Source organism: Microbacterium sp. CR_7 (assembly GCF_041954755.1).
Classification (GTDB): Bacteria; Actinomycetota; Actinomycetes; order Actinomycetales; family Microbacteriaceae; genus Microbacterium.
Map to the genome: position 1 here is coordinate 1 of NZ_JAVAYF010000011.1, position 23,598 is coordinate 23,598.

The window sequence follows — 23,598 nt, forward strand, 5'->3', positions numbered from 1 at the left end:
AGAGAAGCCACCCAAAGCTGGGTGGCTTCTCTGCGTTAACGCACTCCTCGCGCACGGCGGTGAGCCGCTCATCGGTGCAACCGAGACTCGAGGACCGCTGCGGTCTCCCGCACGGCATCCGCCAGCACGCCCTCGTCGAGCTCCGGGTCCGCCCACGTCACGGCGACGGCGGCGACCGGCCACGCGGCGTGGTCGCGAACGACCGCGCCGACGCTGCGGAGCCCATCGGCGACCTCGCTGTCCTCTGTCGCGTAACCGCGCTCGCGCACGGTGCGCAGTACATCGCGGAGTTCGCGTGGTGTGCGAGGCCCGAGTCCCGTACGGTCGGGAAACGCCGAGGCGCTCGGGTACAGCGCGCGCACCTGCTCGCGAGGGAGTGCGGCGAGCATCGCGCGGCCCGACGCGGTGAGGTGTGCCGGAAGCCGCACCCCGACGTCCGTGACGAGCGCGGGGCGCCGCGGAGCTCGCTCCTCGACGATGTACAGCACGTCGCCCCCGCTCATGACAGCCAGGTGCGCACTCTCGCCCAGACGGTCCGACAGCGCTGCGACGAGTGGCCGGCCGAGACGGGCGAGGGGCTGCTGTCTCGTGTAGCCGCCCGCGAGCTCGAACGCGGAGGTGCCGAGACCCCATCGGCGCTCCTCGGCGAGATGCAGGACGAAGCCGTGCTCGGCCAGCGTCGTGAGCAGGTGATAGACCGTCGACCGGGGGAGCGCGAGATCGCGGGCGAGGGCCGACGCGGCCACCGGCGTCGGCCGTGCGGCGAGATAGCGCAGCATCCGCAGCGTGTTGTCGGCCGCCGGAACCTGCGCACCCGAGCCGCGCTCGCGCCCGCCCGCTTTGTCTGAGATCACAGACACAGGATGCCATCGCGCCCTGTCCCGCGCCACTGCCCGGGTGTGGAATCGAACCATGAGCTCTTCCTCCCCCGTCATCGCGGGCGCCGCCCCGCTCTCGATCGCCGACGTCGTCGCGGTCGCCCGTCACGATGCCGCCGTCGTGCTCGCGCCCGAGGCCCTCGACCGCGTGCGGCAGACCAGAGCGGTCGTCGACGGACTCGCCGCAGACCCCGACCCGCACTACGGCGTCTCCTCCGGCTTCGGCGCCCTCGCCACGACGTTCATCGCGGCTGACCGCCGTCGTCAGCTTCAGGCCAGCCTGATCCGCTCGCACGCTGCGGGCACGGGCGCCGAGGTCGAGCGCGAGGTCGTGCGCGGTCTTCAGCTGCTGCGTCTGCAGACCCTCGCATCCGGTCGCACAGGGGTGCGGCCCGTCGTGGTGGAGACGTACGCCGCTCTGCTCAACGCCGGGATCGTGCCGATCGTCCGGGAGTACGGCTCCCTCGGATGCTCCGGCGACCTCGCCCCGCTCGCGCACATCGCCCTCGCCGGGATGGGTGAGGGAGAGGTTCGAGTCCATGGCGGTGACATCGTCTCCGCGGCCGACGCCCTCGCCGCTGCGGGGATCGCGCCTCTGGAGCTCGTCGAGAAGGAGGGCCTCGCGCTCATCAACGGCACGGACGGGATGCTGGCCATGCTCTCGCTCGCGCTGCACGACCTCGAGACGCTGATGCTGACGGCCGACATCGCCGCCGCGATGTCGATCGAGTCGCAGCTGGGGACGGATGCCGTTTTCGCCGCGGACCTCATGACGCTGCGGCCGCAGTTCGGGCAGGCCGAGTCCGCCCGCAATCTGCGCGCCTTCCTCGGCGGCTCGCCCCTCGTGCACAGCCACAAGGGGCCGGAGGACGGCCGGGTGCAGGATGCATACTCGCTGCGCTGCTCGCCGCAGGTGCACGGCGCCGCCCGCGACACCATGGCGCACGCCACGCTCATCGCCGACCGCGAGCTGATGAGCGTGATCGACAACCCCGTCATCACCGTCGACGGACGGATCGAGTCGAACGGCAATTTTCACGGGGCGCCGGTCGCCGCCGTGCTCGACTTCCTCGCGATATCGGTCGCCGATGTCGCCTCGATCTCCGAGCGACGCACGGACCGGGCGCTGGATCCGGCACGCAACCACGGGCTCCCGCCGTTCCTCGCCCATGAGGTCGGCGTCGACTCCGGGCTGATGATCGCCCAGTACGCCGCCGCCGGTATCGTCTCCGAGCTCAAGCGGCTCGCGGCTCCGGCATCCGTCGACTCCATCCCGTCGTCGGCGATGCAGGAGGACCATGTGTCGATGGGATGGGCGGCCGCGCGCAAGCTGCGTCGCGCGATCGACGGGCTCGGCCGAGTGCTGGCCATCGAGATCCTCACCGGGGCGCGGGCCCTCGACCTGCGGGCGCCGTTGCAGGCCGGGCCGGCGACCGGTGCAGTGCGCGACCTCGTGCGCACCGTCGCCGCCGGCGTAGGACCCGACCACTACCTCTCACCCGACATGGAGGCCGTGACCGCGCTGGTGCAGTCCGGCGCCATGGCCCGCATCGCGAAGGAGCATGCCCATGACTGACCGGACACCGACCACCCGCACGACCACCGACGTCACCCGCGCGATCCGCGCCCCGCGCGGCAACCAGCGCACCGCCAAGAGCTGGGGCGCCGAGGCGGCGAAGCGGATGCTGATGAACAACCTCGATCCCGAGGTCGCCGAGCACCCCGAAGACCTCGTCGTCTACGGCGGCACCGGCCGGGCGGCTCGCAGCTGGGAGGCCTACGACGCGATCGTGGGGACCCTCGACGAGCTCGAGCCCGACGAGACGCTGCTCGTGCAGTCCGGCAAGCCGGTCGGGGTGTTCCGCACGCACGAGTGGGCTCCGCGCGTGCTGATCGCGAACTCGAACCTCGTCGGCGACTGGGCGAACTGGCCGGAGTTCCGGCGGCTCGAGCAGCTCGGACTCACCATGTACGGGCAGATGACCGCCGGCTCGTGGATCTACATCGGCACGCAGGGCATTCTGCAGGGGACATACGAGACCTTCGCCGCCGTGGCCCGTTCGCTCGGTCGCGACTCGCTGCAAGGCACGCTGACCCTGACCGGCGGGGCCGGGGGCATGGGCGGCGCGCAGCCGCTCGCCGTGACCATGAACGAGGGAGTCGTGCTGATCGTCGACGTCGACGAGACACGCCTCGCCCGTCGCGTCGACCACGGCTACCTCGACGAGTACACCACCGACCTCGACACCGCCGTGGCCCGCGTCTCCGCCGCGAAGGAAGCGGGGAAGGCCCTGTCGGTCGGCATCGTCGGCAATGCGGCCGAGGTGTTCCCCGAGCTGCTGCGCCGCGGCGTGGCCATCGACATCGTGACAGACCAGACGAGTGCGCACGACCCGCTCGCGTATCTTCCGATCGGCGTCCCGGTCGCCGACTGGAGGGCGGAGGCCGCGCGCGATCCCGAGGAGTTCACGCGTCGCTCCCGTGGATCCATGGCCGCGCACGTCGCGGCGATGGTGGGGTTCCAGGATGCCGGGGCCGCGGTGTTCGACTACGGCAACTCGATCCGGGCGGAGGCGCAGCTCGGCGGTTTCGAGCGGGCCTTCGACTTCCCCGGGTTCGTGCCCGCGTACATCCGCCCCCAGTTCGAGGAGGGGCGGGGCCCGTTCCGCTGGGCCGCCCTCTCGGGCGACCCGGAGGACATCCGCAGGACCGACCGCGCGATCGCCGAGCTGTTCCCAGAGGACGCCGCGCTGCACCGCTGGCTGGAGAAGGCGGGCGAGAAGGTCCACTTCGAGGGGCTTCCGGCGAGGATCTGCTGGCTGGGCTACAAGGAGCGGCACCTCGCAGGCCTGAAGTTCAACGAGATGGTGGCCTCCGGGGAGCTCTCGGCGCCGATCGTGATCGGTCGCGACCACCTCGACTCCGGCTCAGTGGCCTCCCCGTATCGCGAGACCGAGGGCATGAAGGACGGCTCCGACGCGATCGCCGACTGGCCGCTGCTCAACGCTCTGCTCAACACGGCATCCGGCGCGTCGTGGGTGTCGTTGCACCACGGCGGCGGAGTCGGCATCGGGCGGTCGATCCACGCCGGTCAGGTCACGGTCGCCGACGGCTCCGCGCTCGCCGCAGAGAAGCTCGAGCGCGTGCTGACCAACGACCCCGGCACCGGCGTCATGCGGCACGTGGACGCCGGATACGAGCACGCGCGCGAGATCGCCCGCGATCGCGGCCTGACGGTGCCGATGCTGCGAGCACCACGCCTATGAGCACTCTGCTGATCACGAACATCGGCGAGCTGACGACCAACGTCGGCTCGCCGGCAGACCCGATTCGCGGACGCGGCCCCGATCTGCGGTCCGATTCGGCGGATGCGGCGGCGGATCGGGACGACGTCAGCGGATCGGGACGCGCAGGCGACCCGTGCGGCACGACGCGCGACGCGGCCGTGCTGATCGACGGCGGACGGATCGCGTGGGTCGGCTCAGCCGCGGAGGCACCGGACGCCGACGAGGTCGTCGACGCCGAGGGCCGGGCCGTGATCCCCGGCTTCGTCGACAGCCACAGCCACCTCGTGTTCGGCGGGGACCGCGCCGCCGAGTTCGAGGCGCGCATGGCGGGGCAGAAGTACGCCGCCGGGGGCATCCGCTCCACCGTCGCCGCCACGCGCGCCGCGAGCGACGACGAGCTCCGCGCGCGCCTGCGCGGGTTCCTCGACGAGATGCTCGGGCAGGGCACGACCACGGTCGAGATCAAGAGCGGCTACGGCCTCTCGGTCGCCGACGAGGAGCGGCTCGTGCGCCTGGCCGCGGAGGTGACGCCCGAGGTGACGTTCCTGGGGGCGCACGTCGTCCCCGCCGAGTACGCCGACGACCCCGAGGAGTACGTCGACCTGGTGTGCGGCCCGATGCTCGATGCCTGTGCGCCGTACTCACGGTGGATCGACGTGTTCTGCGAGACCGGTGCGTTCACGGTCGGGCAGTCTCGTCGCATCCTCGAGGCGGGAATCGCGCGCGGGCTGCGAGCGCGCCTGCACGCGAGCCAGCTCGGACCGGGCGACGGCGTGCAGCTCGCGGTCGAGCTCGGCGCGGCCTCGGTGGATCACGGCACCTATCTGACGGATGCCGATGTCGCCGCGCTCGCCGGGTCGGACACCGTCCTCACACTGCTGCCGGGGGTCGAGTTCTCGACGAGGCAGCCCTACCCGGACGCGCGGCGGCTGATCGACGCGGGAGTGACGGTGGCGCTCGCGTGCGACACGAACCCCGGCTCGAGCTTCACCTCGTCCATGCCGTTCTGCATCGCGCTCGCGGTCCGCGACATGGGTATGACCCCTGCCGAAGCGGTGCGGGCGGCGACCGCGGGCGGCGCGAGGGCGCTGCGTCGCGACGACGTCGGAGTCATCATGCCGGGAGCCCGGGCCGACCTCGTGCTGCTGAACGCGCCGACGCGCACCCACCTCGCCTACCGTCCGGGCGTGCCCCTCGTGGAGCGCGTCTGGAAGGACGGGGTCGCCGTCCGCTGACGTCGACGCCGGCATCCGTTCCGGTCGCGATTCGTGCCGTTCGCCACGGTGGAAAGCGACACGAACTGCGACCGGAAGCCGGAAGCCGGATGCCGGATGCCGGATGCGTCAGCGCAGCGCGGCGGCGGTCACGACCGCCGCCGCAGCCGACCAGGCCTGCGGGCGGCACGCCGCGGGATACGGTACGGGGCGACCGCCCGGCACGCGCGGCTCACCGGAGTGCAGCTCGGGAACGCGGTAGTCGAATCCCTCCGCGAGATCGAGCAGCTGCGCGGCGACGTGCCGGGCCTCGTCCGCAAGGCCGGCGCGCAGCATGCCGTGCACGGCGATCGCGGTGTCGTGCGTCCACACGCTGCCGCCGTGGTAGCTGAGCGGCCAGTAGCCCGCGGCATCCGTCGACATCGTGCGGATGCCGTAGCCGCTCGACATCGACTCGCCGAGGAGCAGCTCCGCGCACGCGCGCTCCTCCTCGGCGTCGAGCAGACCGGTGCCGATCAGATGGCCGATGTTGCTGGTGAGGGTGTCGACCGCGGCGCCGTGCGCGTCGAGCGCGATGGCGGGGTACCGCCCTTCCGCGGTCGTCACCCAATAAGCCTCACGGAACCGCCGGCGCAGATCCGCCGCCCAGGAGAGCAGGGCGTCGCCGCCCGGCTCGCCGAGCTCGTCGAGCAGCGCCGCACCGCGCACGGCGGCCTCATAGGCGTAGCCCTGCACCTCGCTCAGCGCGATCGGACCCTCGGCGAGCCGCCCGTCGCGCCACTGGATCGAGTCTCCGGAGTCCTTCCATCCCTGATTCGCCAGACCGTGCCCCGTCTCGTCGGCGTAGTCGATGAATCCGCTGCCCGAGGCGTCGCCGTGCATGATCATCCAGTCCAGGGCGGCGCGCAGAGCGGGAAGCAGCTCGCGCAGGTCGTGCTCCGGCAAGCCCGCGTCCCGCGCATCGGCCAACAGGCACACCCACAGCGGGGTGGCGTCGACCGTGCCGTAGTACAGCGGCGGCAGGAGCACGCCCTCGCCCGGCAGCGAGAGCTCAGCGCTGCGCAGTTCGTGCGCGATCTTTCCCGGCGCCTCAGCGGTCCGCGGGTCGACCGTCGTGCCCTGCAGCCGGGCGAGCACCCGCAGAGTCGATCCGGCGATCGCAGGGTCGGATGCCAGGGCCAGGCGCGCCGCCCAGATCGAGTCGCGCCCGAACAGCGTGAAGAACCACGGAGCCCCCGCCGCGTAGAAGGCGTCATCCGGGTGATCGGGGAGAGCGAGGCGCAGGGCGTCGAGGTCGGCGGTGGCCCGGTCGACCCACCGGGCGGCGCGCGGGTCGTTCCCGATGGCGATGCGGCGGATCTCGGCGGCCTGCCCCGGCGTGGTCACCACCAGGGTCGGGTCGTCGAGGTCCGCCGCCCACGACAGCTCGACGGCGCCGCGCGCGGGGACGGTCGCACTCCAGGCGACGACCAGATCGCCCCCGTCGGCCGACACGTCGGCACCCCGAGCCGAGAGGGCGAACGATGCCTCTCCCGCTCGGCAGCGCTCACCGTCCCACGTCCAGTCCTGATCTCCGTCCTCGCCCGCCTTGACGAGTTGCATCGGCGCGAAATCGGGTCGCACGCGCACCTCGACGGCGACCTCGACGGCATCCTCGAGGTGCGACGAGAACCGCAGCGTCTCCGCGAACCGACCGGCCGCCACCGTGCGATCCCTGTCGAGCCGCACCTTGGGGTCGGCCCCCGCGTCATCGAGTCCGCGCAGCAGGTCGGTGAAGCGCACGTTCCGTGGTGTCGGCGAGGAGCATCCGATCGATTCGAGAGCTGTTCCGCGCACCGCGATGTCGATCCCGGCGATGTGCCGGACGTCGCCGTGGAACACCCCGTGGATCGGCGCGGTCCCGATGCGCCCGGCGCGATCGGACCAGACCTGGGTGGGGGCGGCGAGCACGATGACGGCGTCGTCGAGCAGAGGCTGGAGGTGGGGGCGGTCGGTCATTCCTTGACGGCTCCTTCGGTGGAATTCATGATTCGGCGCTGGAAGATGAAGAACATCACGGCGACGGGGATCGTCATGATGAGCGCCGCCGCCAGCTTGAGCGGGTACTGGGTGCCCTGACTGAGCTGGCCGCTCGCGAGGGACGCGACGCCCTTCGTCAGAGTCGTCAGGGCGGGGTCGTTGGTCGACACGATGAAGTGGCTGAGTTCGTTCCACGAGCCCTGGAACGACAGGATCACGATCGTGATGAGCGCGGGCGTCGCCATGGGCAGCACGACGGACCAGAACATGCGGAACGTGCCGGCGCCGTCGATGCGGGCCTGCTCCTCGACCGACACCGGGATCGACTCGAAGAAGTTCTTCATGATGAAGACGCCGGCGGCGTCGACGAGCAGCGGCAGGATCATGCCCGCGTAGGAGTTGAAGATGCCGAGCTGATTGATCACGAGGAACTTCGGGATCAGCAGCACGACGGTCGGCACCGACATGACCGCCACGAGTGCCGCGAACACGACGCCGCGCCCGCGGAACCGCAGACGGGCGAGCGCGTACCCGGCGAGGGAGTTGAAGAACACGCGACCGGCGGTGACGAAGACGGTCACGATCGCGCTGTTGACGAACCAGGACGGGAAGTCGGAGTTCGCGAACAGGCGCTCGTAGGCCGCGAAGGTCCACGATTCCGGGAGGAGGTTCACGCCCGACGATGCGGCGTCCTCATCGGTCTTGAAGCTCGTGAACACCTGGATGAGGAACGGGTAGATGTAGATCAGTGCGAGCACGATCAGCACCGCGTACAGCACGATCTGCCACGTGAGCTGCTTCGACGAGAGTCTCATGATGCACCTCCCTTCGTCGTGATCTCGTAGGCGCGGATCCGGCGGCGCGACACCGGCCTATCGCGCAGCACCCAGCGCTGCAGCAGCGTGAACACGACGATGATGACGAAGAGGATGAAGGCGATCGCCGCGCCCTGACCCCACTCCTGGTCCGTGAATGCGGTCTTGTACGAGAGGTACGCCGGGGTGAGCGTCGTCTTGCTCGGGGCCCCGCGCGTTCCGGTGTAGATCTGGTCGAAAACCTGCCAGCACCCGATCAGGCCGAGGGTCAGCACGGTGAACAGCGTCGGGCGCAGCTGGGGGAGCGTGACGCGCCAGAAGCGCTGCCAGCCGTTCGCGCCGTCCATCATCGCGGCCTCGTCGACGTCGGCGCCGAGGTTCTGCAGGCCGGCGAGGAACAGCAGCATGAACGTGCCGGAGGTGGTGAAGATCGCCATGAGGATGTAGGCGCTCATCGCGATCGACGGCCCGGCGAGCCACTCCCACCAGGAGATGCCGAGCATGCCGCCACCGGTCAGTGCGGCGGGGCCGGCGTCGACGCCGACTCCGCTGAGGGCGAGGTGCAGGATGCCGCGGGGGTCGTTGAACCAGTTCGGACCGTTGACGCCGAACCAGGCGAGCACGCTGTTCACCGCGCCGCTCGCCGAGAACAGGAACAGCCACAGCACGGTGATCGCCACGGAGCTGGTCACGGAGGGGAAGTAGTAGGCGGTGCGGAAGAATCCGCGGCCGCGCAGCACGGCGCGGTTCACCAGCACCGCGAGGAAGAGGGCGATGGCGGTCTGCAGGGGGACGACGAGCAGCACGTACCAGGCGTTGTTGCGCAGGGCGGTGCCGAAGTCCTTGGTCGCGAGACCGCCGTCGGCGAGCACCGCGGAGTAGTTCTCGACGCCCACGAACGACACCGACGGCGAGAGGGGGCTGCCGCGCCCCGCCCAGTCCGACATGCTCACCCAGAGCGCCATGAGCACGGGGACGAGCAGGAAGACCCCGAGGATGACGATCACCGGCGCCGTGAAGAGCCATCCGGCTGCGGCCTCGCCGCGGCGGAGCCCGGAGGCCCCTCCGCGGCGAGGCGTGGCCTGCACCGCCATGACTACTCGACGATCGCTTCGAGGTTCGACTGCACGGTGCCGAGGATCTGCTCGGGGTCACCGGTCTTCAGCGACTCGAGCTGCGCGTTGAAGTCGGAGATCACGTCGGCCGCGCCGTCCTGGTTCGGCGGGAACTGCGCGTAGTCCGCACCGGCGAGGAACGGTGCGAGGTCGGGGTTGTCCGTCGTCCACTGGTCGGCGGCCGAGGTGATCGACGGCATCGGGCCGAAGGCCTTCGAGAACGCGAGCTGGCTGTCGGCGCTGGTGAGGTACTCGACGAGGTCGAGCGCGGCCTGCTGGTTCGGGCTGTCTGCTGCCATGCCCCAGCAGTTCGTGAACTGCAGAGTGCCCTGGCCGCCGGGGCCCTCCGGGAGCTCCGCGACGGTGTAGCCGATCGAGCTGAAGTCGTTCGCCATCGCGCCCGTGATCCAGTTGCCCTCGATCACCATCGCTGCGAGGCCCTTGCCGAGCGCCTCACCGCCCCAGCCCGCACCGATGTCCTTCGCGAAGGCGAAGGTGCCGTCGGCGAGGTGCGTCTTGACGTAGTCCAGTGCATCGACGTTCGCCTGGTCGTCGGCGATCGCGGTGCCGTCGTCGACGAGCCCGCCGCCGGCCTGGGCCATGAACGTGCCGACCCGCTGGTACTCGGCGCCGAAGGCGAGTCCCACGTGCTCCGGGGTGGTGAGCTTCTGGGCGACCGATGCGAGGTCATCCCACGTCTTCGGCAGGTCGGCATCGGTGAGTCCGGCGTCCGCCCACATCTGGGTGTTGATCACGAGGGCGAGCGTGGAGAAGTCCTTCGGCGCGCAGTAGAAGGTGCCGTCGAGGGTGAAGTTCTCGACGAGCGACGGGTAGAAGTCGTCCTTGTTGGCGAGTTCGTCGCCGTAGGCCTGGAGCGAGCCGTTCGACGCGTAGCCCGCCATCTGCTCCGGCGCGAGGTAGAAGAGGTCGGCGGGTTCGCCGGCCGCGAAGCCCTGCGACAGCTCCTGCGCGAGGTCGCTCGCCACCTGAAGGTCGACGTCGGTGCCCGACTCCTCCGACCAGGCGTCGAGTGCAGACTGCACGGCTTCGGTCTCGGCGTCACCCGACGAGCCGATCAGCACGGTGAGCGCGTCGTCCGACGAGCTGAGTCCGTCGGAGTCCCCTGCGGGTTCGTCACCGGAGAAGCCGGAGCCGCATCCCGTGAGCACGAGCGTGCTGGTGAGCAGCACCGCCCCGGTGCCGAGGAGGGCGCGTGTGGTGTGCCGTGTCATGTCTCTCTCCTTTGATGAGGGCCTCTGGCGCAGAAATTTGAACGATCAAACTGCGCATGCCATACGCTAGGTTGCGCGGGCCGGACGTGTCAAGCCCGCGGGATCGAGGTGAAGGATGGCGAAGGCTCCCACGGTCGAGGATGTCGCTGCGCACGCCGGCGTCTCCCGCCAGACGGTGTCGAATGTGCTGAACACGCCCGACATCGTGAAGCCCGCGACGCGGGAGCGGGTGCTCGCCTCGATCGATGAGCTCGGATACCGCCGGCACGCGGCGGCACGCAGGTTGCGTCTCCGGCGGAGCTCGACCATCGGCATCCGACTCGACCCCTACCTCGGCGGGGTCTCGGGTGTGGTGCTCGATCGGTTCGTGCACGCGATCACCGACCGGTCCAGCGAGCGCGGCATGCGGATGCTGGTCTACGCGGCCCGCACGCCGGAAGAGGAGCTCGCCCGGCTCGCAGAGCTCTGGGAGGGCTCGGAGATCGATGCCGCCATCATCACCGGTACCGTTCGCGACGACCAGCGGGTGGGGAGACTGGATGCGGTCGGCCTGCCCTTCATCTCCTTCGGCCGTCCCTGGGGTGACGACGATATCGCCGACCCGACGCACCTGTGGGTCGATGTCGACGGCGCGGCGGGCACGCGTGCGGCGACAGAGCACGCGTTGCAGCGCGGAGGGTCGGTGACCTTCCTGGGCTGGCCGTCGGGTTCTGGGACCGGCGACGACCGAGAGCGCGGATGGCGGGAGGCGATCGACCGCGCCGGGGCGCAGGGCGCCCGCATCGTGTCGGAGGATTCCGTGCAGGGTGCGCGGCACGCCGTCGCCGCCGCCCTGAGCGGCGGCACTCGCGCCGACGCCATCGTCTGCGCGAGCGACTCGCTCGCCGTCGGCGCGCTGCTCGCGCTCGCCGACGCCGGGGTCAGGGCGCCGGTCATCGGATTCGACAACACGCCCACCGCCGAGGCGCTCGGGTTCTCCAGTGTCGAGCAGCGACCCGAGGATGTCGCGGACGCGATTCTGACGCTGCTCATGGGACCGACGGGCGATGTCGTGGCGCCGCGTCGCCTCGAGTCCGGATCCGCGCACGCGCTCATCACGCCGGAACTCGTGATCCGCTGACCTCCTCGGGTCGGCAGGCGGCGACGCGGCGGGCGCGGTATCGTTGCGACACGATGAGGATGACGCGTCGCACTCTGCTGATCGGCGCCGGCGCCGGTGTCCTGGGAGTGATTCTCTCCTCCTGCACGCCTGAGCCGGCGCCCACTGCCACGCCCACCCGGACCCCGACGCCGAAGCCCACCGCAGGTGCGATAACGCCCACCGCGTTCGCCCGCAGCGCCTGGAGCACGGATCCGTTCTCCCTCGGCGCCGCCAGTTACACCCCGGTCGGCACGCAGCAGAGCGCTCGCGAGGCGCTAGCCGCCCCCGTCGACGACCGCGTGTTCTTCGCCGGTGAGGCGACCGACACCGAGGCGCCTGGCACGATCGACGCCGCGCTGCGCTCGGGTGAGCGCGCCGCCGACGACGTGCAGCGGGTCGCGGGCGACGGCGAGCGGATCGCGGTGATCGGCGCGGGTCTCGCGGGTGCCGTCGCGACCTCGCGCCTCGTCGAGGCCGGTCACGAGGTCACGGTCTTCGAGGCACGCGACCGAGTCGGAGGCCGGGTGCAGTCGGTGGTCGACGAGAAGCGGTGGCCCGTTCCCGCGCAACTGGGCGGGTGGCTCCTCGCCTCGGCCGAGAGCGAGATGGCCGCGCAGCTCACCCGCATCGACATCCGCACCACCGTGCTGGGCGCACAGGCCTGGCGATCGGCAGAGGGCGATGTCGAGCCGGTGTCGACCGAACCCGTGCAGAGGGCGATCACCGCCGGACAGCAGCAGCCGACCGACGTCGCGCTCGCCGACGCCCTGTCCGAGGCGGGCGTCGATGTCGAGGATGCGGGCATCGTGGCACTCCTCGCCGCCGTGGCGGCATCCTCCGGCTCCGATGCCGACGAGGCGTCGACCTGGTTCCCGCCCGCTCTGCCCCCGTCGGAGCTGATCGCTCCCCTCGGTGATCTCGGGGCCGTCGTCGAAGACCTGCTCGAGGGCGCGAAGGTCAGCCTCTCGTCTCCGATCTCTCGCGTCGCCTACGACGACGCCGGCCTCAGCCTGAGGATAGCCACGGGCGAGTCGCTCTCCTTCGACAGGGTCGTCGTCACGGTCCCGCTCGGAGTGCTGCAGGGAAAGGGGCTGGAGTTCGCCCCCGCGCTGCCCTTCGCACAGCGCGGGGCGATCGCCGAACTCGGCATGGGTCGGATCGAGACGGTCTGGATGCGGTTCGATGAATCTCCGTTCGCCGCCACGGCCCCCGAGGATCCCGACGCCGCCGTGCCGACGGTGTGGCATGTCGTGGGTGGTGACGCGCTGATCCGCACGTGGTTCGACCTCTCGGCCGAGACCGGTGAGAGCGTCGTGGTCGGCATCCTCGGCGGTGATGCGGCAGGCGAGTTCGCAGAGCTCGACGACCAGAAGGCGCTCGAGGCGGCCATCGCCTCGCTCGCACCGTTCCTCGCGGCGCCCTGACGCGGGAGGGCGTGGTCAGACCGGTGGCCGGTCGTGTCCCCGTCGGCGCATCCGGCTCACGAGCACGATGACCGACGCCACCGCCGCGAAGATCGCGAGCGCGATGCCGCTCGTGATGAGGAACTCCGGCGGCCCCGACACCTGCCGCGGATCGAGGAAGTAGTACGGGTACCAGCCGACGATCGGGCCGCGCCACAGGGTCACGCCGCCCCAGGCGAGGGGGAAGGCGAGCGCGGTCGGCACCACCCACCACGGCACACCGCGGTGGCCGGGGGTGAGCACCCAGGCGATGGCGGTGCACGCCGGCAGGTAGAAGTGCAGCACCTGATCCGACCAGGGCACGTCGACGCGGATGCCGCGGAGCCCCGCCTGCCAGACGATCAATGCGAACGCGAGACCGGCCGTGATCGTCCAGGTGAGCACGAGTGCGAGGGAGACCGTGAACCACCGCGGATCCGTCATCCGCCGGAACGCGAGCACCGCGCCGATGAGCAGCACGACCACCAGCGCGCAGTTCGACTGCACCGTGAGGTAGGCGAAGAAGTTCTCTCCGGCGATCGTGGCGGAGCTGAGCCCCCAGAACATGCGATGCACGAGGGCGACGGTGCACACGCTCGCCGCGGCGAGGCGCAGCACGCCGAAGACCGCTCGTGCCCTCACTGTGGCCGTCGTCCCTCCCTCGACGCGCGTCGGGTCGCGCGTCGCCCATCCGGCGAGTCTACGGAGTGCGACGGAGATCGCCGCGCAGGAGGGGCGGAATCACACTGCGCGAGAAGAAGCAAGCCCCGCGCGGAAAGGGAGAACCGCTTCTAGATTCACGCCATGTCAGTATCCTCCCCGTCGCGCGCCCGCAGGGAGCGCGGCACCCGTCGCAGCAGGCGCAGTCCTGCACTGAAGCAGCACTACAACAAGCGCGAAGCGCTGGCGGGCTACCTCTTCATCTCGCCGTGGATCATCGGCTTCCTCGTCTTCACGGCGGGGGCCATGGCGTACAGCCTGTACATCTCGTTCAGCAACTACAACCTGGCGACCAACACGGCTCGGCCCGTCGGCACGACCAACTACGAGCAGCTGTTCGAGGATCCGCGGGTGGGCGTCTCGCTCGCCAACACCCTCTTCTACGTCGTCATGGCCGTACCGCTCGAGATCGTCTTCGCGCTCGTCCTCGCGCTGCTGCTCAACCGCGTCGGCCGGGGAGCGGGCATCTTCCGCACGCTCTACTACCTGCCGAAGATGACCCCGGCCGTCGCGACCGCCGCGGTGTTCTTCCTGCTGCTGAACGGCAACTCCGGTGCGATCAACCAGTTCCTGCGCCTCTTCGGCATCCAGGGTCCGCAGTGGCTCGTCGACCCGGCGTGGGTGAAGCCGAGCATCGTCATCATGACCCTGTGGACCGTGGCCGGCACGATGGTGATCTTCCTCGCCGCGCTGAAGAACGTGCCGACCGAGCTCTACGAGGTCGCGTCGATCGACGGCGCGGGCGCGATCCGACGCTTCTTCTCGATCACGCTCCCGATGATCTCCGGCGCGATGTTCTTCAACGTCATCGTGCTGTCGATCGCCGCTTTCCAGATCTTCGATCAGGCCTACCTGCTGTTCTGGCGAGATCAGAGCAATTCGTCGCCTGAAGCCTCGCTCTTCTACGCGATCTATCTCTTCCAGCAGGCCTTCCGCCAGTTCAACTTCGGCTTCGCCGCGGCGATGGCCTGGCTGCTGTTCGTGATCATCATGATCATCACGGTCATCCAGGTGAAGGTCGGCAACCGATTCGTCTACTACGAGGGAGACCGTTGATGTCGTCTTCACTGCGGCAGCTGCCTCCCGCCGCCGAGCCCATCCTCGAGAACGAGACTCGCGCCGTCACGGTGCCGAAGAGGTCGCGCTTGCGTCGCGCGGTGTCGCAGCCGAAGAGTCTCGCAGTGCGGATCGTCCTCGCCGTCATCCTCATCGGGTTCGGCCTCCTGTTCCTCTACCCGTTCGTGTGGCTCCTGGCGGCGAGTTTCAAGCCCCGCGGCGAGGTGTTCGACAACTCGCTCATCCCCAAGACGTTCATCCCCGAGAACTACATCGAGGTGTGGAACCAGCTCCCGCTCCTCAGCTGGATGTGGAACAGCATCGCCATCGCCCTGCTCGCCGCCGGCACCGTCGCGATCTCGAGCTCGATCGTCGCCTTCGGATTCGCGTACTTCAGGTTCCCCGGCCGCGGGCTGCTCTTCGGGTTGGTCCTGGCCACCATGATGCTGCCCGGCGCCGTCACGATGATCCCGATCTACCTGATCTGGAAAGAGACGGGGATGCTGGGCACGTGGGTGCCCCTGTGGGGCATGAACCTCTTCGGATCCGCGTTCTACATCTTCCTGCAACGGCAGTTCTTCCTGGGGCTGCCCCGCGAGCTCTTCGAAGCCGCTCGTCTCGACGGGGCCAGCTACTGGGGCCTGTTCTGGCGGATCGCGATGCCGCTGTCGATCCCGTCGTTCATCATCGTGTTCCTGTTCGAGTTCCAGGCGAGCTGGAACAACCTCCAGGCGGCCCTCATCTACCTGAACGCGGGCTCCGTCGACGAGTTCACGGCCCCGCTCGGCATCGCCTACGCCATGACGAAGTACAGCCCGACAGCCGGCGGTCACGGCGACTATCAGTACGTCATGGTGGCGTCTCTGATCGTGACCGTGCCGATGCTCATCCTCTTCGCCTTCGGGCAGCGCTACTTCATCGAGGGCGTCGCCACGCAGGGGCGGAAGGGCTGATGCGGCAACACCACACGTCCATCGACCGATACGACGACACACACAGCAACCGAAAGAAGGAATGACATGCGCAAGCGCATCCTGGGATTCGCCGCCATGGCCGCGGCATCCGCCATCGTGCTCGCGGGCTGCAGCGGGGGAGGAGCGGGCGAGGGCGGCGCGGATGCCGACTTCGACGCCGAACCCACGGGCACCCTCAACGCGTGGGGCTTCGAGAACGCCGACGACGTGGGGCAGTCCCGTGTCGATTACGCGGCCGAGCAGCTCGGCGAGGTCGAGGTGGAACTCGACGCGACGGCCTTCGACGCGCAGAAGTTCACCACCCGCATCGCGAGCGGCGATGTGCCGGACGTCGTGCAGATGGACCGTCGTTACGTCACGACCTACGCGGCGCAGGGATTGATCATGCCCCTCGACGAGTGCTTCGCGGCGCAGGACGTCGAGCCCCGCGACCACTGGTACCCGTTCGTGGTCGACGACGTCACGTACGACGACGAGGTCTGGGCCGTGCCGCAGTTCTACCAGCCGCCGGCCATCATCGTGAACAAGACGGTGCTCGCCGAGGCGGGCGTCACGCCCGATCAGTTCGACACCTCGAATCCCGACGGTCTGATCGATGCGATCGGCAAGATCTACCAGGAGTCGGGCGGCGTGCCGTCGCGCCTCGGCTTCGACCCCGTCGCGACCGGCCAGGGCGGGCTCTGGATCCTCGCGATGGGCGGACAGCTCAACGACGAAGACGGAGCCCCGACGCTCGACGACCCGAGCAACCTCGCCGGCATCGAGCTGCTGAAGCAGATCACCGACGCGCAGGGCGGTTTCGCCGCGGTGAAGAGCTTCACCGACTCGTTCGACACGTTCGGCGACAACAACCAGTACGTGGCTGGGCAGGTCGGCGCGCAGGTGAACGCGCAGTGGTACCCGAACGTGCTCGGCCCGTACGCGGATCAGATCGACATCGAGGCCGTGCCGTTCCGCGACAAGGACGGCGAGCCGTTCTCGGTCGCATCCGGCACGGCGTTCGTGGTGCCGGTCGGCGCGAAGAACCCGGCGGCGGCGTGCGCGTGGATGGTGAACCTCACCTCGGACGACGCGTGGATGGCGGCGGGTGAGGCTCGCGCGCAGACGCTGAAGGACGACGGCGGGCTCAACACCGGCCTGTTCACGGGCTCGCCGGCGTCTGACCAAGCCATCCGCGACCAGTTCGTGACCGAGACCGGCAACGCCGGCTTCGACCAGGTCATCTCGACGTTCTACGACGTCGTCGGCTACGGCCAGTCGTTCGGATCCTCGCCCGCCGGGCAGGAGATCCAGAACGAGCTCAACAACGCGATCACCGCAGCGCTGCTCGGCGACAAAGAGCCGGAGGAGGCTCTCGCCGACGCGCAGCAGGCCGCGATGCGCGCGTACGAGAACGCCACAGCCGGCTGAACGGATGCTGTCGGAGGGGCGGGTCGACTCGGTCGGCCCGCCCCTCACGCGCGTCCGCCGCTGCCCGATCCCGCCGCGCACAGGAGCTCCCCGGGCACAGGAGCTCGCCGCGCACAGGAGATCGCAAAGTGTCGTTCCTAGCGTGGAGGCAGGGAACGCCCCTGCTCCGCGCCTGGCGCGGTGTCCTGCCACGAAGGAAGAACTCCTCATGACGAACACCACCGCCCCCTCTGCCGCCCCCTCGTTCGGACTGCTGGTCCTGCGACTCGTCGTCGGCGGGATCTTCGCCGCCCACGGTGCGCAGAAGGTCTTCGAGTACACGATCCCCGGAACCATCGCGAGCTTCTCGGGCATGGGCATCCCGCTGCCCGAGATCGCCGCTCCGCTCGTCGCGTTCCTCGAGCTGGTCGGCGGCATCCTGCTCGCGCTCGGTCTGTTCACGCGGCCCGTCGGCATCCTTCTCGCGATCGACATGATCGTCGCGCTCGTCGCCGTGCATCTGCCCGCCGGCCTCTGGGTGGGCGAGGGCGGCTACGAGTTCGTCGCGGTGCTCGGCGTTGCCGCCCTGGCGCTCGCGTTCACCGGCGCCGGGCGCTTCTCGCTCGACGGCGCGTTCCTGCGCGGACGCGTGCCGGCCTGGGTCAGCTGACACCGGCATGTAGGGACTCCGCTCACACCGGCTCGACCGAGAAGCGAAACGCCGCCCCCTGGCGGAACGGCTCGACGATCTCGACGTTCTCGAACGCCGGACCGCCGGGGATCGGCGAGGTGCTGGCCCAGTAGGCCCAGCGTGCATTCACTCGCGCTTCGAGCTCGGGATGCGGGTCGTCGACCCGCCACCGCTGCACCGAACGCCGGCCGAGGAACCGCCAGTGGTCGGCGGTGTCGGGCGCGTACTCGACCGACCACGGATCCTCTTCGTCCCCGACGGCTTCGACGATCGCTGCCTCGCCGTCGCGAACCAGCTCGGCGAGGCCGAAGCGCCCGTGCTCCGTGAAGGCGGTGCCGGTGAATCCCGGCCACAGATCCGCCGGGGTGACGATGCGGTGGGCGAGCCGCAGCACCCGCAGCCTCGCCCAGTTGCCCATGGTGGCCGTGAGCACGAGATGGGCGAGCGCCACCGAGCCCTCGTTCGTGAACCCCGCGACCTCGACCTCGTGTGGGCGGTCGGCGCGGAACCGCACCCGCACGCGCACATCGGCGCCGTCGTCGAAGCGCTCGACCCCGATCCACACCGTCAGGGTCTCGACACTGTCGATCTCCGTGACGATCCCGCGGGCGGGCTCTGCTGACCCGTCGGGGTGGGCTGCGGCATCCGGGTCGTCGGCCGCCCACATGCGCTTGCCGCGCTCGCCGGGGTCGAGTGTGCTCGGCTCCAGCTCCGAGAATCCGCGCTCCGCCTGCCCCTCCGGGATCGGTTCGACGGCGATGAAGTTCACGAGTCGTTCCGGCGGGTGGTCGAGGTACGGCGTGTAGACGCGCAGCAGCCCTCGCGGGCCGGGCAGGGGAGGGATGCCGATCCGGATGCCGTCGCGGTGGCCCCACCGCGGCTCACCGTCGGCGCGCAGCCATGTTCCTTCGCTCGATGCGGACATGGCTGAGACCCTAGTGCTGTGAAATCGATTTCGCTAGGTTCGATGCCAGGCGCGGTGCACCGGCACCGCCGATCGAGGAGGATCATGCGCCGTGCATCCGCATCCCATCGCCGCCTCGCCGCGGCATCCGTCGTTCTGGCTTCGGCGCTCTCCGGCTGCACCGCAGGAGCCGGCGGATCCGTCGTGAGCGTGGATCCGGACCCCGACAAGCCGTTCGTGCTCGAGGGGGTGAGCAACCTCACCGAGATCGCGCAGCTCACCGGACCAGGCGCCATGAACGACACGGCGGCGGTGTCGGTGGCCGGTACCGATCTCGGTTCGATGACGAACGTGGGCGACCGTACGTTCTTCTTCTTCGGTGACACGTTCGGCGAGCGCGACCCGGAGTCGATCGGCGGGCAGGGCGGGTTCTGGCGGTCGAACGTCGCGGCGTGGACGGAGGACGACGACCCGACCGGCGGCATCGACTTCGGCGGGTGGGTGACCGATGACATCGGCCTGGCGGAGGCCCTCATCGAGGGCGATCACGATGCCAACGGCGCGGACGGCGAGGTCACGAAGATCCCCACCTACGGCTTCGCGATCGACGACACGATGTACGTGTCGTACATGTCGGTGCGCTTCTGGGGAGAGCCCGGCGCCTGGGATGCCAACCGCTCGGCGCTGATCGTCTCGCGCGACGGCGGCCAGACCTGGGACCCCGTCGAGGGCGTCGAATGGCCGGGGGACTCCAACTTCGTCCAGGTCGCGACCGCCGAGGTGAACGAGGGCGGCGAGGACTGGATCTACTTCTGGTCGATCCCGTCCGGGCGCTTCGGCAGCGTGCAGCTCATGCGTGTCCGAGCGACCGAGGAGGCCGTCGAGGACCAGTCGGCGTATTCGTACTTCGCCGGGGTCGACGGCGGTGCGCCGATCTGGAGCGACGACATGGCGGATGCCGAGACGGTGGTCGACGGCACGATCGGCGAGCTCTCGGTGATGTGGTCGACGTACCTCGAGCGATGGATCATGACCTACTCCGACGCGGGGAACGCGTACATCCGCGAGGGCATCACGCCGTGGGGCCCGTGGGGCGATCCGCTCGAGCTCGTGCCGGGCAGCGAGTACGAGGGGCTGTACTCCCCGTACCTGAATCCGCGGTACGTGACGGAGGATGGCAGGCGCATCCACTTCACCCTCTCGCTCTGGGGGCCCTACAACGTCTTCTGGTTCTCCGCCGACCTCGATCGGGTGAAGTGAGGTGTCGGATCCCTTGCTTATGAAATCGATTTCGCCTACTCTGGCGCATACCCGGTCGCCGAAGACCGTCGGCTGGGCCGGTGTCCTTCGACGACAGCCGAGCACACAGCAGCGACTCGACGAGGAGTCCGTTCCTGAGGAGGAACCCATGAGAATCACCCCACGCACCCGCAGGGCGACGACCGTCGTCCTCGGCGCACTGACTGTCGGCGCGATGATCGCCGGCTGCGGGTCGAGCACCCCCGGCGAGTCGGCCGACTCAGGAGGCGAGGACGGCGTCACAACGATCCAGTTCTGGCACCGCAACTTCACGCCGGTCGAGAACGAGTGGTACGAGAACATCATCAAGAAGTTCAACGACTCTCAGGACGAGATCAAGGTTGTCGGCACGCAGGTGCCGGGTGACGCCTGGGATCAGAAGATGAAGGCCGCTCAGGCCGCGGGCAAGGCGCCGGACATCTACACCCACCCCGGCAGCATCCAGGACGCGGTGAACGCCGGGCAGCTGCACGAGCTGAACGGCATCGTTCCCGAAGACGCGCTCGCCGAGATCTCGGATGCCGCGAAGCCGGTATCCGAGATCGACGGCACCTACTACGCCTACCCCCTGCTGCTCGAGCCGCAGGCCGTGCTGTTCTGGAACAAGGACATGCTCGACGCAGCGGGCGTGGACCCCGAGCAGGGCCCCTCCACGTGGGACGAGCTCATGGACGCGTGCGCGAAGATCCAGCCGACGCTCGCCGACGGCCAGTACTGCATCTCGCCGGCGCAGGACGCCGCGACCTTCGCCTGGTCGACGGTCGGTCAGCAGTACAACTTCGCCGGCCACACCGCGCTGAACTCCGACTGGACCGCCGCTGACATCGACGACGCCGGATACCGCGACATGATGGAGCAGTACAAGGCGCTGTGGGACGAGGGCTATATGCCCAAGCAGCCGCTCGCCGACTACGGCGGTGGCAAGGACTTCGGCGAGCAGAAGGTGGCCTTCAAGGTCTCCGGCTCGTGGATGCTGTCGGAGATCGGCTCCGACTATGCCGACGTGCTCGGGAAGACCGGCATCGGCCCGATGGTGAACTCGGCGGAGGCCGACGGCCGCACCGCCACCACCCTGGGCAACTTCAAGTGGGTCGTCGACGCGAAGACCAAGAACGCCGAGGCCGCGGGGAAGTTCCTCTCCTGGGCCATCGCGGGCGACCCCGAGAACCTCGTGCCGTTCTTCGTCGACACGCAGTTCACGAAGGCGCCGGTGCGGCAGTCGGTGCAGGATGCCGTGGCGGCCGACCCCAAGGCGGCTGACGCCCCCTGGTCGTCGATCATCACCGAGGAGATCGCCCCGAACGCGATCCCCGAGCCCACCTACCCGTGGGACGTCTCCCTCGCGGTCGGCACCGCCTTCGAGTCGGTCATGAAGGGGTCGGCCTCGCCGGATGCCGCCATCGACACGGCGAACAAGGCGATCCAGACGGTCATCGACCGCGAGGGTCTCGCCGACAAGGCGCCGAGCGAGTAGGACCCGGATGACGGGGGTCGGCGCCCGAGCGCCGGCCACTGCGTGCGGGATCACGACACCACGAGGGAACGGGTGAGGCGATGATGGTCAGTGCAGTCTCGACGGAGCGACGGGCGGTGAGACGCCAGGCGGACGCACGCAAGTACCGTGACACGAAGGTCGCGTACCTCTTCCTCCTCCCGGTCGTGGGCCTCCTGGGGATCTTCGTGATCTGGCCGGCGATCTACGCCGGGTTCCTGTCGTTCCAGAACTGGAGCTTCTACAAGGAGCCGGAGTTCGTCGGCCTCCGCAACTTCACCGCCGTGCTGAGCGATCCGCTGTTCTGGGCGTCGGTCGGCCGCGGTTTCGCCTTCGTGGCCATGACGGTGCCGCCCATGCTCGTGCTGGCGTTCTTCTTCGCGAGCCTCGTGGTGAGCGTGTCGCGGCGCTTCGCCAGCATCCTCAAGGTCAGCATCTACATCCCGACGATCATCTCGTCGGTGATCACGTCGATCATCTTCGTGCTGATGTATGACTACTCGGGCGGACTTCTCAACTGGTTCCTCGGCATCTTCGGCATCGACCCGATCGCGTGGATCGGCGACCCGGCGTGGGCGCTGCTCGCGATCGCCATCCCCGCGATCTGGCTGGGCATGGGACTGACGTCGCTCATCATGGTCGCCGCGATGGTCGACATCCCGACCGAGTTCTACGAGGCGGCGGCGATGGAGGGCGCGAACTGGTGGCAGAAGACCGCGTTCATCACGCTGCCGCAGATGAAGAACATCATCCTGTACCTGCTGATCACCGGATTCGTCGCGGCGATCCAGCAGTTCGAGCTGCCGCTCGTGATGACGGGCGGCGGCCCGCTGGACTCGACCACCCTGCCGAACCTGTTCATCTTCAACCACTTCCGCAACGACATCAACGTCGGGTACTCGATCGCCGCCGCGCTCGTCATGTTCGTCGTGCTCGGCACGGTCTCGGCGATCGTCTTCAAGTTCGTCAACTCCGAGAGGCTGGTGGACTGATGGTCACCATCGCGCCGCAGGACACCACGCGCGGAATCGTGCTCGCCGGCACCGAGCCGCCCCGCCGAGCCCGCCTGCCGAAGACCCCCGGATCGTGGGCGACGGTCATCGCGAAGCTGCTCGCAGGAGCGGTGTTCCTCGTTGCGGCGCTCTTCCCGCTCGCGTGGATGGTCATCGCCGGATTCAAGTCGAAGACCGAGGTCATCCAGACCCCGTTCCAGTTCTTCCCCGAGGTGTGGCGCTGGGAGAACTACGCGCAGATCCTCGCCGACCCCACCTTCACCCGCACGATGCTGTGGACGTTCGGCGGCGCGGTGCTCTTCACGCTGCTGAGCCTGACCGTCAACTCGCTCGCCGCCTACGCGTTCGCTCGCCTCAACTTCCGGTTCCAGCGCACGCTGTGGGTCGTCGTCATCACGACCATGTTCATCCCGGGGATGACGATCCTGCTCACGAGCTTCATCGTCGTGACCCGGCTGTCGATGCTCGACACGCTCGCCGTGCTGGTGCTGCCTGGGGCTGCGAGCGCCGGCACGGTGTTCTTCATCCGCCAGTTCTACCTGAACATCCCCGCCAGCCTCGAGGAGGCCGCGATGCTCGACGGCTGCGGACGGTTCGCGATCTTCGTGCGCATCTTCCTGCCCCTGTCGAAGCCTCCGTTCGTCGTCATGGGCATCACCTCGTTCCTCGCGTACTGGAACTCCTACGTGTGGCCGATCCTCACCATCACCACGCCCGAGCGTTTCGTCGTGCAGCAGTTCCTCGCGACGTTCCGGTCCGAGCGCACGAGCGAGCTCGGGCTGCTCATGGCGGGGTCGGTGCTGGCAGCGGCTCCCGTGATGATCCTGTTCCTCATCTTCCAGCGCCAGATCATCGGAAACATCAAGATGGCCGGTCTGAAGTAGCCCGGCCGACGCAGAGCGAGACCCACACGGAAA

Annotated in this window: 20 protein-coding genes; 13 read left to right on the forward strand and 7 right to left on the reverse strand. The window is 69.2% G+C overall.

The window, feature by feature from the left end; all coding sequences use genetic code 11:
- Positions 1-68 precede the first annotated feature (68 nt).
- Positions 69-860: an IclR family transcriptional regulator gene (locus RAC81_RS16585; protein ID WP_375083380.1), complete on the reverse strand. Its 792-nt coding sequence runs from the start codon at positions 858-860 to the stop codon at positions 69-71.
- 52 nt (positions 861-912) lie between these two features.
- On the opposite strand from RAC81_RS16585, the gene hutH reads away from it, so the two are divergent.
- The 3 genes from hutH to hutI are packed head-to-tail and all read left to right on the forward strand — an operon-like array spanning position 913 to position 5,400.
- On the forward strand, positions 913-2,454 hold the full coding sequence (gene hutH, locus RAC81_RS16590) for a histidine ammonia-lyase (RefSeq protein ID WP_375083381.1): 1,542 nt from the start codon (positions 913-915) through the stop codon (positions 2,452-2,454).
- Positions 2,447-4,144 (forward strand): urocanate hydratase, encoded by a 1,698-nt coding sequence (hutU, locus tag RAC81_RS16595; protein WP_375083382.1) that lies wholly within the window; start codon positions 2,447-2,449, stop codon positions 4,142-4,144. Before hutH ends, hutU begins: the two co-directional genes overlap by 8 nt.
- A complete protein-coding gene (gene hutI, locus RAC81_RS16600) occupies positions 4,141-5,400 on the forward strand; it encodes an imidazolonepropionase (RefSeq protein WP_375083383.1) in 1,260 nt (419 codons plus the stop codon). Before hutU ends, hutI begins: the two co-directional genes overlap by 4 nt.
- Before the next feature lie 108 nt (positions 5,401-5,508).
- Here the strand turns inward: hutI and RAC81_RS16605 are convergent, their stop codons facing one another.
- The 4 genes from RAC81_RS16605 to RAC81_RS16620 are packed head-to-tail and all read right to left on the reverse strand — an operon-like array spanning position 5,509 to position 10,560.
- A complete protein-coding gene (locus RAC81_RS16605; RefSeq protein WP_375083384.1) occupies positions 5,509-7,377 on the reverse strand; it encodes a glycogen debranching N-terminal domain-containing protein in 1,869 nt (622 codons plus the stop codon).
- Positions 7,374-8,213 (reverse strand): carbohydrate ABC transporter permease, encoded by an 840-nt coding sequence (locus RAC81_RS16610; RefSeq protein WP_375083385.1) that lies wholly within the window; start codon positions 8,211-8,213, stop codon positions 7,374-7,376. The genes RAC81_RS16605 and RAC81_RS16610 overlap by 4 nt, the downstream gene beginning before the upstream one ends.
- A complete protein-coding gene (locus tag RAC81_RS16615; RefSeq protein ID WP_096714219.1) occupies positions 8,210-9,307 on the reverse strand; it encodes a carbohydrate ABC transporter permease in 1,098 nt (365 codons plus the stop codon). Before RAC81_RS16615 ends, RAC81_RS16610 begins: the two co-directional genes overlap by 4 nt.
- Before the next feature lie 2 nt (positions 9,308-9,309).
- Entirely contained in the window at positions 9,310-10,560 is a 1,251-nt protein-coding gene (locus tag RAC81_RS16620; protein ID WP_375083386.1) for an extracellular solute-binding protein, read from the reverse strand.
- 115 nt (positions 10,561-10,675) lie between these two features.
- Here RAC81_RS16620 and RAC81_RS16625 point away from each other — a divergent pair, with 115 nt between their 5' ends.
- Both RAC81_RS16625 and RAC81_RS16630 read left to right on the forward strand, forming a co-directional pair.
- Positions 10,676-11,680 carry a LacI family DNA-binding transcriptional regulator gene (locus RAC81_RS16625; protein ID WP_375083387.1) on the forward strand — a complete coding sequence of 335 codons (1,005 nt, stop codon included), beginning with the start codon at positions 10,676-10,678 and terminating at the stop codon, positions 11,678-11,680.
- 59 nt (positions 11,681-11,739) lie between these two features.
- Complete coding sequence (locus tag RAC81_RS16630) at positions 11,740-13,125, forward strand: FAD-dependent oxidoreductase (protein ID WP_375083388.1); 1,386 nt, start codon at positions 11,740-11,742, stop codon at positions 13,123-13,125.
- A gap of 15 nt (positions 13,126-13,140) precedes the next feature.
- On the opposite strand, the gene RAC81_RS16635 is transcribed toward RAC81_RS16630, so the two are convergent.
- A complete protein-coding gene (locus RAC81_RS16635) occupies positions 13,141-13,785 on the reverse strand; it encodes a Pr6Pr family membrane protein (protein WP_375083389.1) in 645 nt (214 codons plus the stop codon).
- A 162-nt stretch (positions 13,786-13,947) separates the two neighbouring features.
- On the opposite strand from RAC81_RS16635, the gene RAC81_RS16640 reads away from it, so the two are divergent.
- The 4 genes from RAC81_RS16640 to RAC81_RS16655 all read left to right on the forward strand — a co-directional run bounded on the left by RAC81_RS16640 (position 13,948) and on the right by RAC81_RS16655 (position 17,952).
- Complete coding sequence (locus RAC81_RS16640) at positions 13,948-14,919, forward strand: carbohydrate ABC transporter permease (protein ID WP_375083390.1); 972 nt, start codon at positions 13,948-13,950, stop codon at positions 14,917-14,919.
- A complete protein-coding gene (locus RAC81_RS16645) occupies positions 14,919-15,872 on the forward strand; it encodes a carbohydrate ABC transporter permease (RefSeq protein WP_375083391.1) in 954 nt (317 codons plus the stop codon). The genes RAC81_RS16640 and RAC81_RS16645 overlap by 1 nt, the downstream gene beginning before the upstream one ends.
- A 66-nt stretch (positions 15,873-15,938) precedes the next feature.
- Positions 15,939-17,303 carry an extracellular solute-binding protein gene (locus tag RAC81_RS16650; RefSeq protein WP_375083392.1) on the forward strand — a complete coding sequence of 455 codons (1,365 nt, stop codon included), beginning with the start codon at positions 15,939-15,941 and terminating at the stop codon, positions 17,301-17,303.
- 208 nt (positions 17,304-17,511) lie between these two features.
- Positions 17,512-17,952: a DoxX family protein gene (locus RAC81_RS16655; RefSeq protein ID WP_375083393.1), complete on the forward strand. Its 441-nt coding sequence runs from the start codon at positions 17,512-17,514 to the stop codon at positions 17,950-17,952.
- A 22-nt stretch (positions 17,953-17,974) separates the two neighbouring features.
- Here the strand turns inward: RAC81_RS16655 and RAC81_RS16660 are convergent, their stop codons facing one another.
- On the reverse strand, positions 17,975-18,898 hold the full coding sequence (locus RAC81_RS16660) for a hypothetical protein (protein ID WP_375083394.1): 924 nt from the start codon (positions 18,896-18,898) through the stop codon (positions 17,975-17,977).
- Positions 18,899-18,982: 84 nt separating this feature from the next.
- On the opposite strand from RAC81_RS16660, the gene RAC81_RS16665 reads away from it, so the two are divergent.
- The 4 genes from RAC81_RS16665 to RAC81_RS16680 all read left to right on the forward strand — a co-directional run bounded on the left by RAC81_RS16665 (position 18,983) and on the right by RAC81_RS16680 (position 23,565).
- Positions 18,983-20,137: a DUF4185 domain-containing protein gene (locus RAC81_RS16665; protein ID WP_375083395.1), complete on the forward strand. Its 1,155-nt coding sequence runs from the start codon at positions 18,983-18,985 to the stop codon at positions 20,135-20,137.
- 148 nt (positions 20,138-20,285) lie between these two features.
- The gene (locus RAC81_RS16670) at positions 20,286-21,650 is read left to right on the forward strand and encodes an ABC transporter substrate-binding protein (RefSeq protein WP_375083396.1); all 1,365 of its coding nucleotides are present in this window, start codon (positions 20,286-20,288) and stop codon (positions 21,648-21,650) included.
- A gap of 80 nt (positions 21,651-21,730) precedes the next feature.
- Entirely contained in the window at positions 21,731-22,660 is a 930-nt protein-coding gene (locus tag RAC81_RS16675; RefSeq protein ID WP_375083397.1) for a carbohydrate ABC transporter permease, read from the forward strand.
- Positions 22,660-23,565 (forward strand): carbohydrate ABC transporter permease, encoded by a 906-nt coding sequence (locus RAC81_RS16680; RefSeq protein WP_375083398.1) that lies wholly within the window; start codon positions 22,660-22,662, stop codon positions 23,563-23,565. The genes RAC81_RS16675 and RAC81_RS16680 overlap by 1 nt, the downstream gene beginning before the upstream one ends.
- The last annotated feature ends 33 nt before the right edge of the window (positions 23,566-23,598 follow it).

What these genes read in the sequence shown, in the direction of transcription:
- hutH (WP_375083381.1), top strand. Translation starts at nt 913, where the DNA reads ATGAGCTCTTCCTCCCCCGTCATCGCGGGCGCCGCCCCGCTCTCGATC.
- hutU (WP_375083382.1), top strand. Translation starts at nt 2,447, where the DNA reads ATGACTGACCGGACACCGACCACCCGCACGACCACCGACGTCACCCGC.
- hutI (WP_375083383.1), top strand. Translation starts at nt 4,141, where the DNA reads ATGAGCACTCTGCTGATCACGAACATCGGCGAGCTGACGACCAACGTC.
- RAC81_RS16605 (WP_375083384.1), bottom strand. Translation starts at nt 7,377, where the DNA reads ATGACCGACCGCCCCCACCTCCAGCCTCTGCTCGACGACGCCGTCATC.
- RAC81_RS16610 (WP_375083385.1), bottom strand. Translation starts at nt 8,213, where the DNA reads ATGAGACTCTCGTCGAAGCAGCTCACGTGGCAGATCGTGCTGTACGCG.
- RAC81_RS16615 (WP_096714219.1), bottom strand. Translation starts at nt 9,307, where the DNA reads ATGGCGGTGCAGGCCACGCCTCGCCGCGGAGGGGCCTCCGGGCTCCGC.
- RAC81_RS16620 (WP_375083386.1), bottom strand. Translation starts at nt 10,560, where the DNA reads ATGACACGGCACACCACACGCGCCCTCCTCGGCACCGGGGCGGTGCTG.
- RAC81_RS16625 (WP_375083387.1), top strand. Translation starts at nt 10,676, where the DNA reads ATGGCGAAGGCTCCCACGGTCGAGGATGTCGCTGCGCACGCCGGCGTC.
- RAC81_RS16630 (WP_375083388.1), top strand. Translation starts at nt 11,740, where the DNA reads ATGACGCGTCGCACTCTGCTGATCGGCGCCGGCGCCGGTGTCCTGGGA.
- RAC81_RS16640 (WP_375083390.1), top strand. Translation starts at nt 13,948, where the DNA reads ATGTCAGTATCCTCCCCGTCGCGCGCCCGCAGGGAGCGCGGCACCCGT.
- RAC81_RS16645 (WP_375083391.1), top strand. Translation starts at nt 14,919, where the DNA reads ATGTCGTCTTCACTGCGGCAGCTGCCTCCCGCCGCCGAGCCCATCCTC.
- RAC81_RS16650 (WP_375083392.1), top strand. Translation starts at nt 15,939, where the DNA reads ATGCGCAAGCGCATCCTGGGATTCGCCGCCATGGCCGCGGCATCCGCC.
- RAC81_RS16655 (WP_375083393.1), top strand. Translation starts at nt 17,512, where the DNA reads ATGACGAACACCACCGCCCCCTCTGCCGCCCCCTCGTTCGGACTGCTG.
- RAC81_RS16660 (WP_375083394.1), bottom strand. Translation starts at nt 18,898, where the DNA reads ATGTCCGCATCGAGCGAAGGAACATGGCTGCGCGCCGACGGTGAGCCG.
- RAC81_RS16665 (WP_375083395.1), top strand. Translation starts at nt 18,983, where the DNA reads ATGCGCCGTGCATCCGCATCCCATCGCCGCCTCGCCGCGGCATCCGTC.
- RAC81_RS16670 (WP_375083396.1), top strand. Translation starts at nt 20,286, where the DNA reads ATGAGAATCACCCCACGCACCCGCAGGGCGACGACCGTCGTCCTCGGC.
- RAC81_RS16675 (WP_375083397.1), top strand. Translation starts at nt 21,731, where the DNA reads ATGATGGTCAGTGCAGTCTCGACGGAGCGACGGGCGGTGAGACGCCAG.
- RAC81_RS16680 (WP_375083398.1), top strand. Translation starts at nt 22,660, where the DNA reads ATGGTCACCATCGCGCCGCAGGACACCACGCGCGGAATCGTGCTCGCC.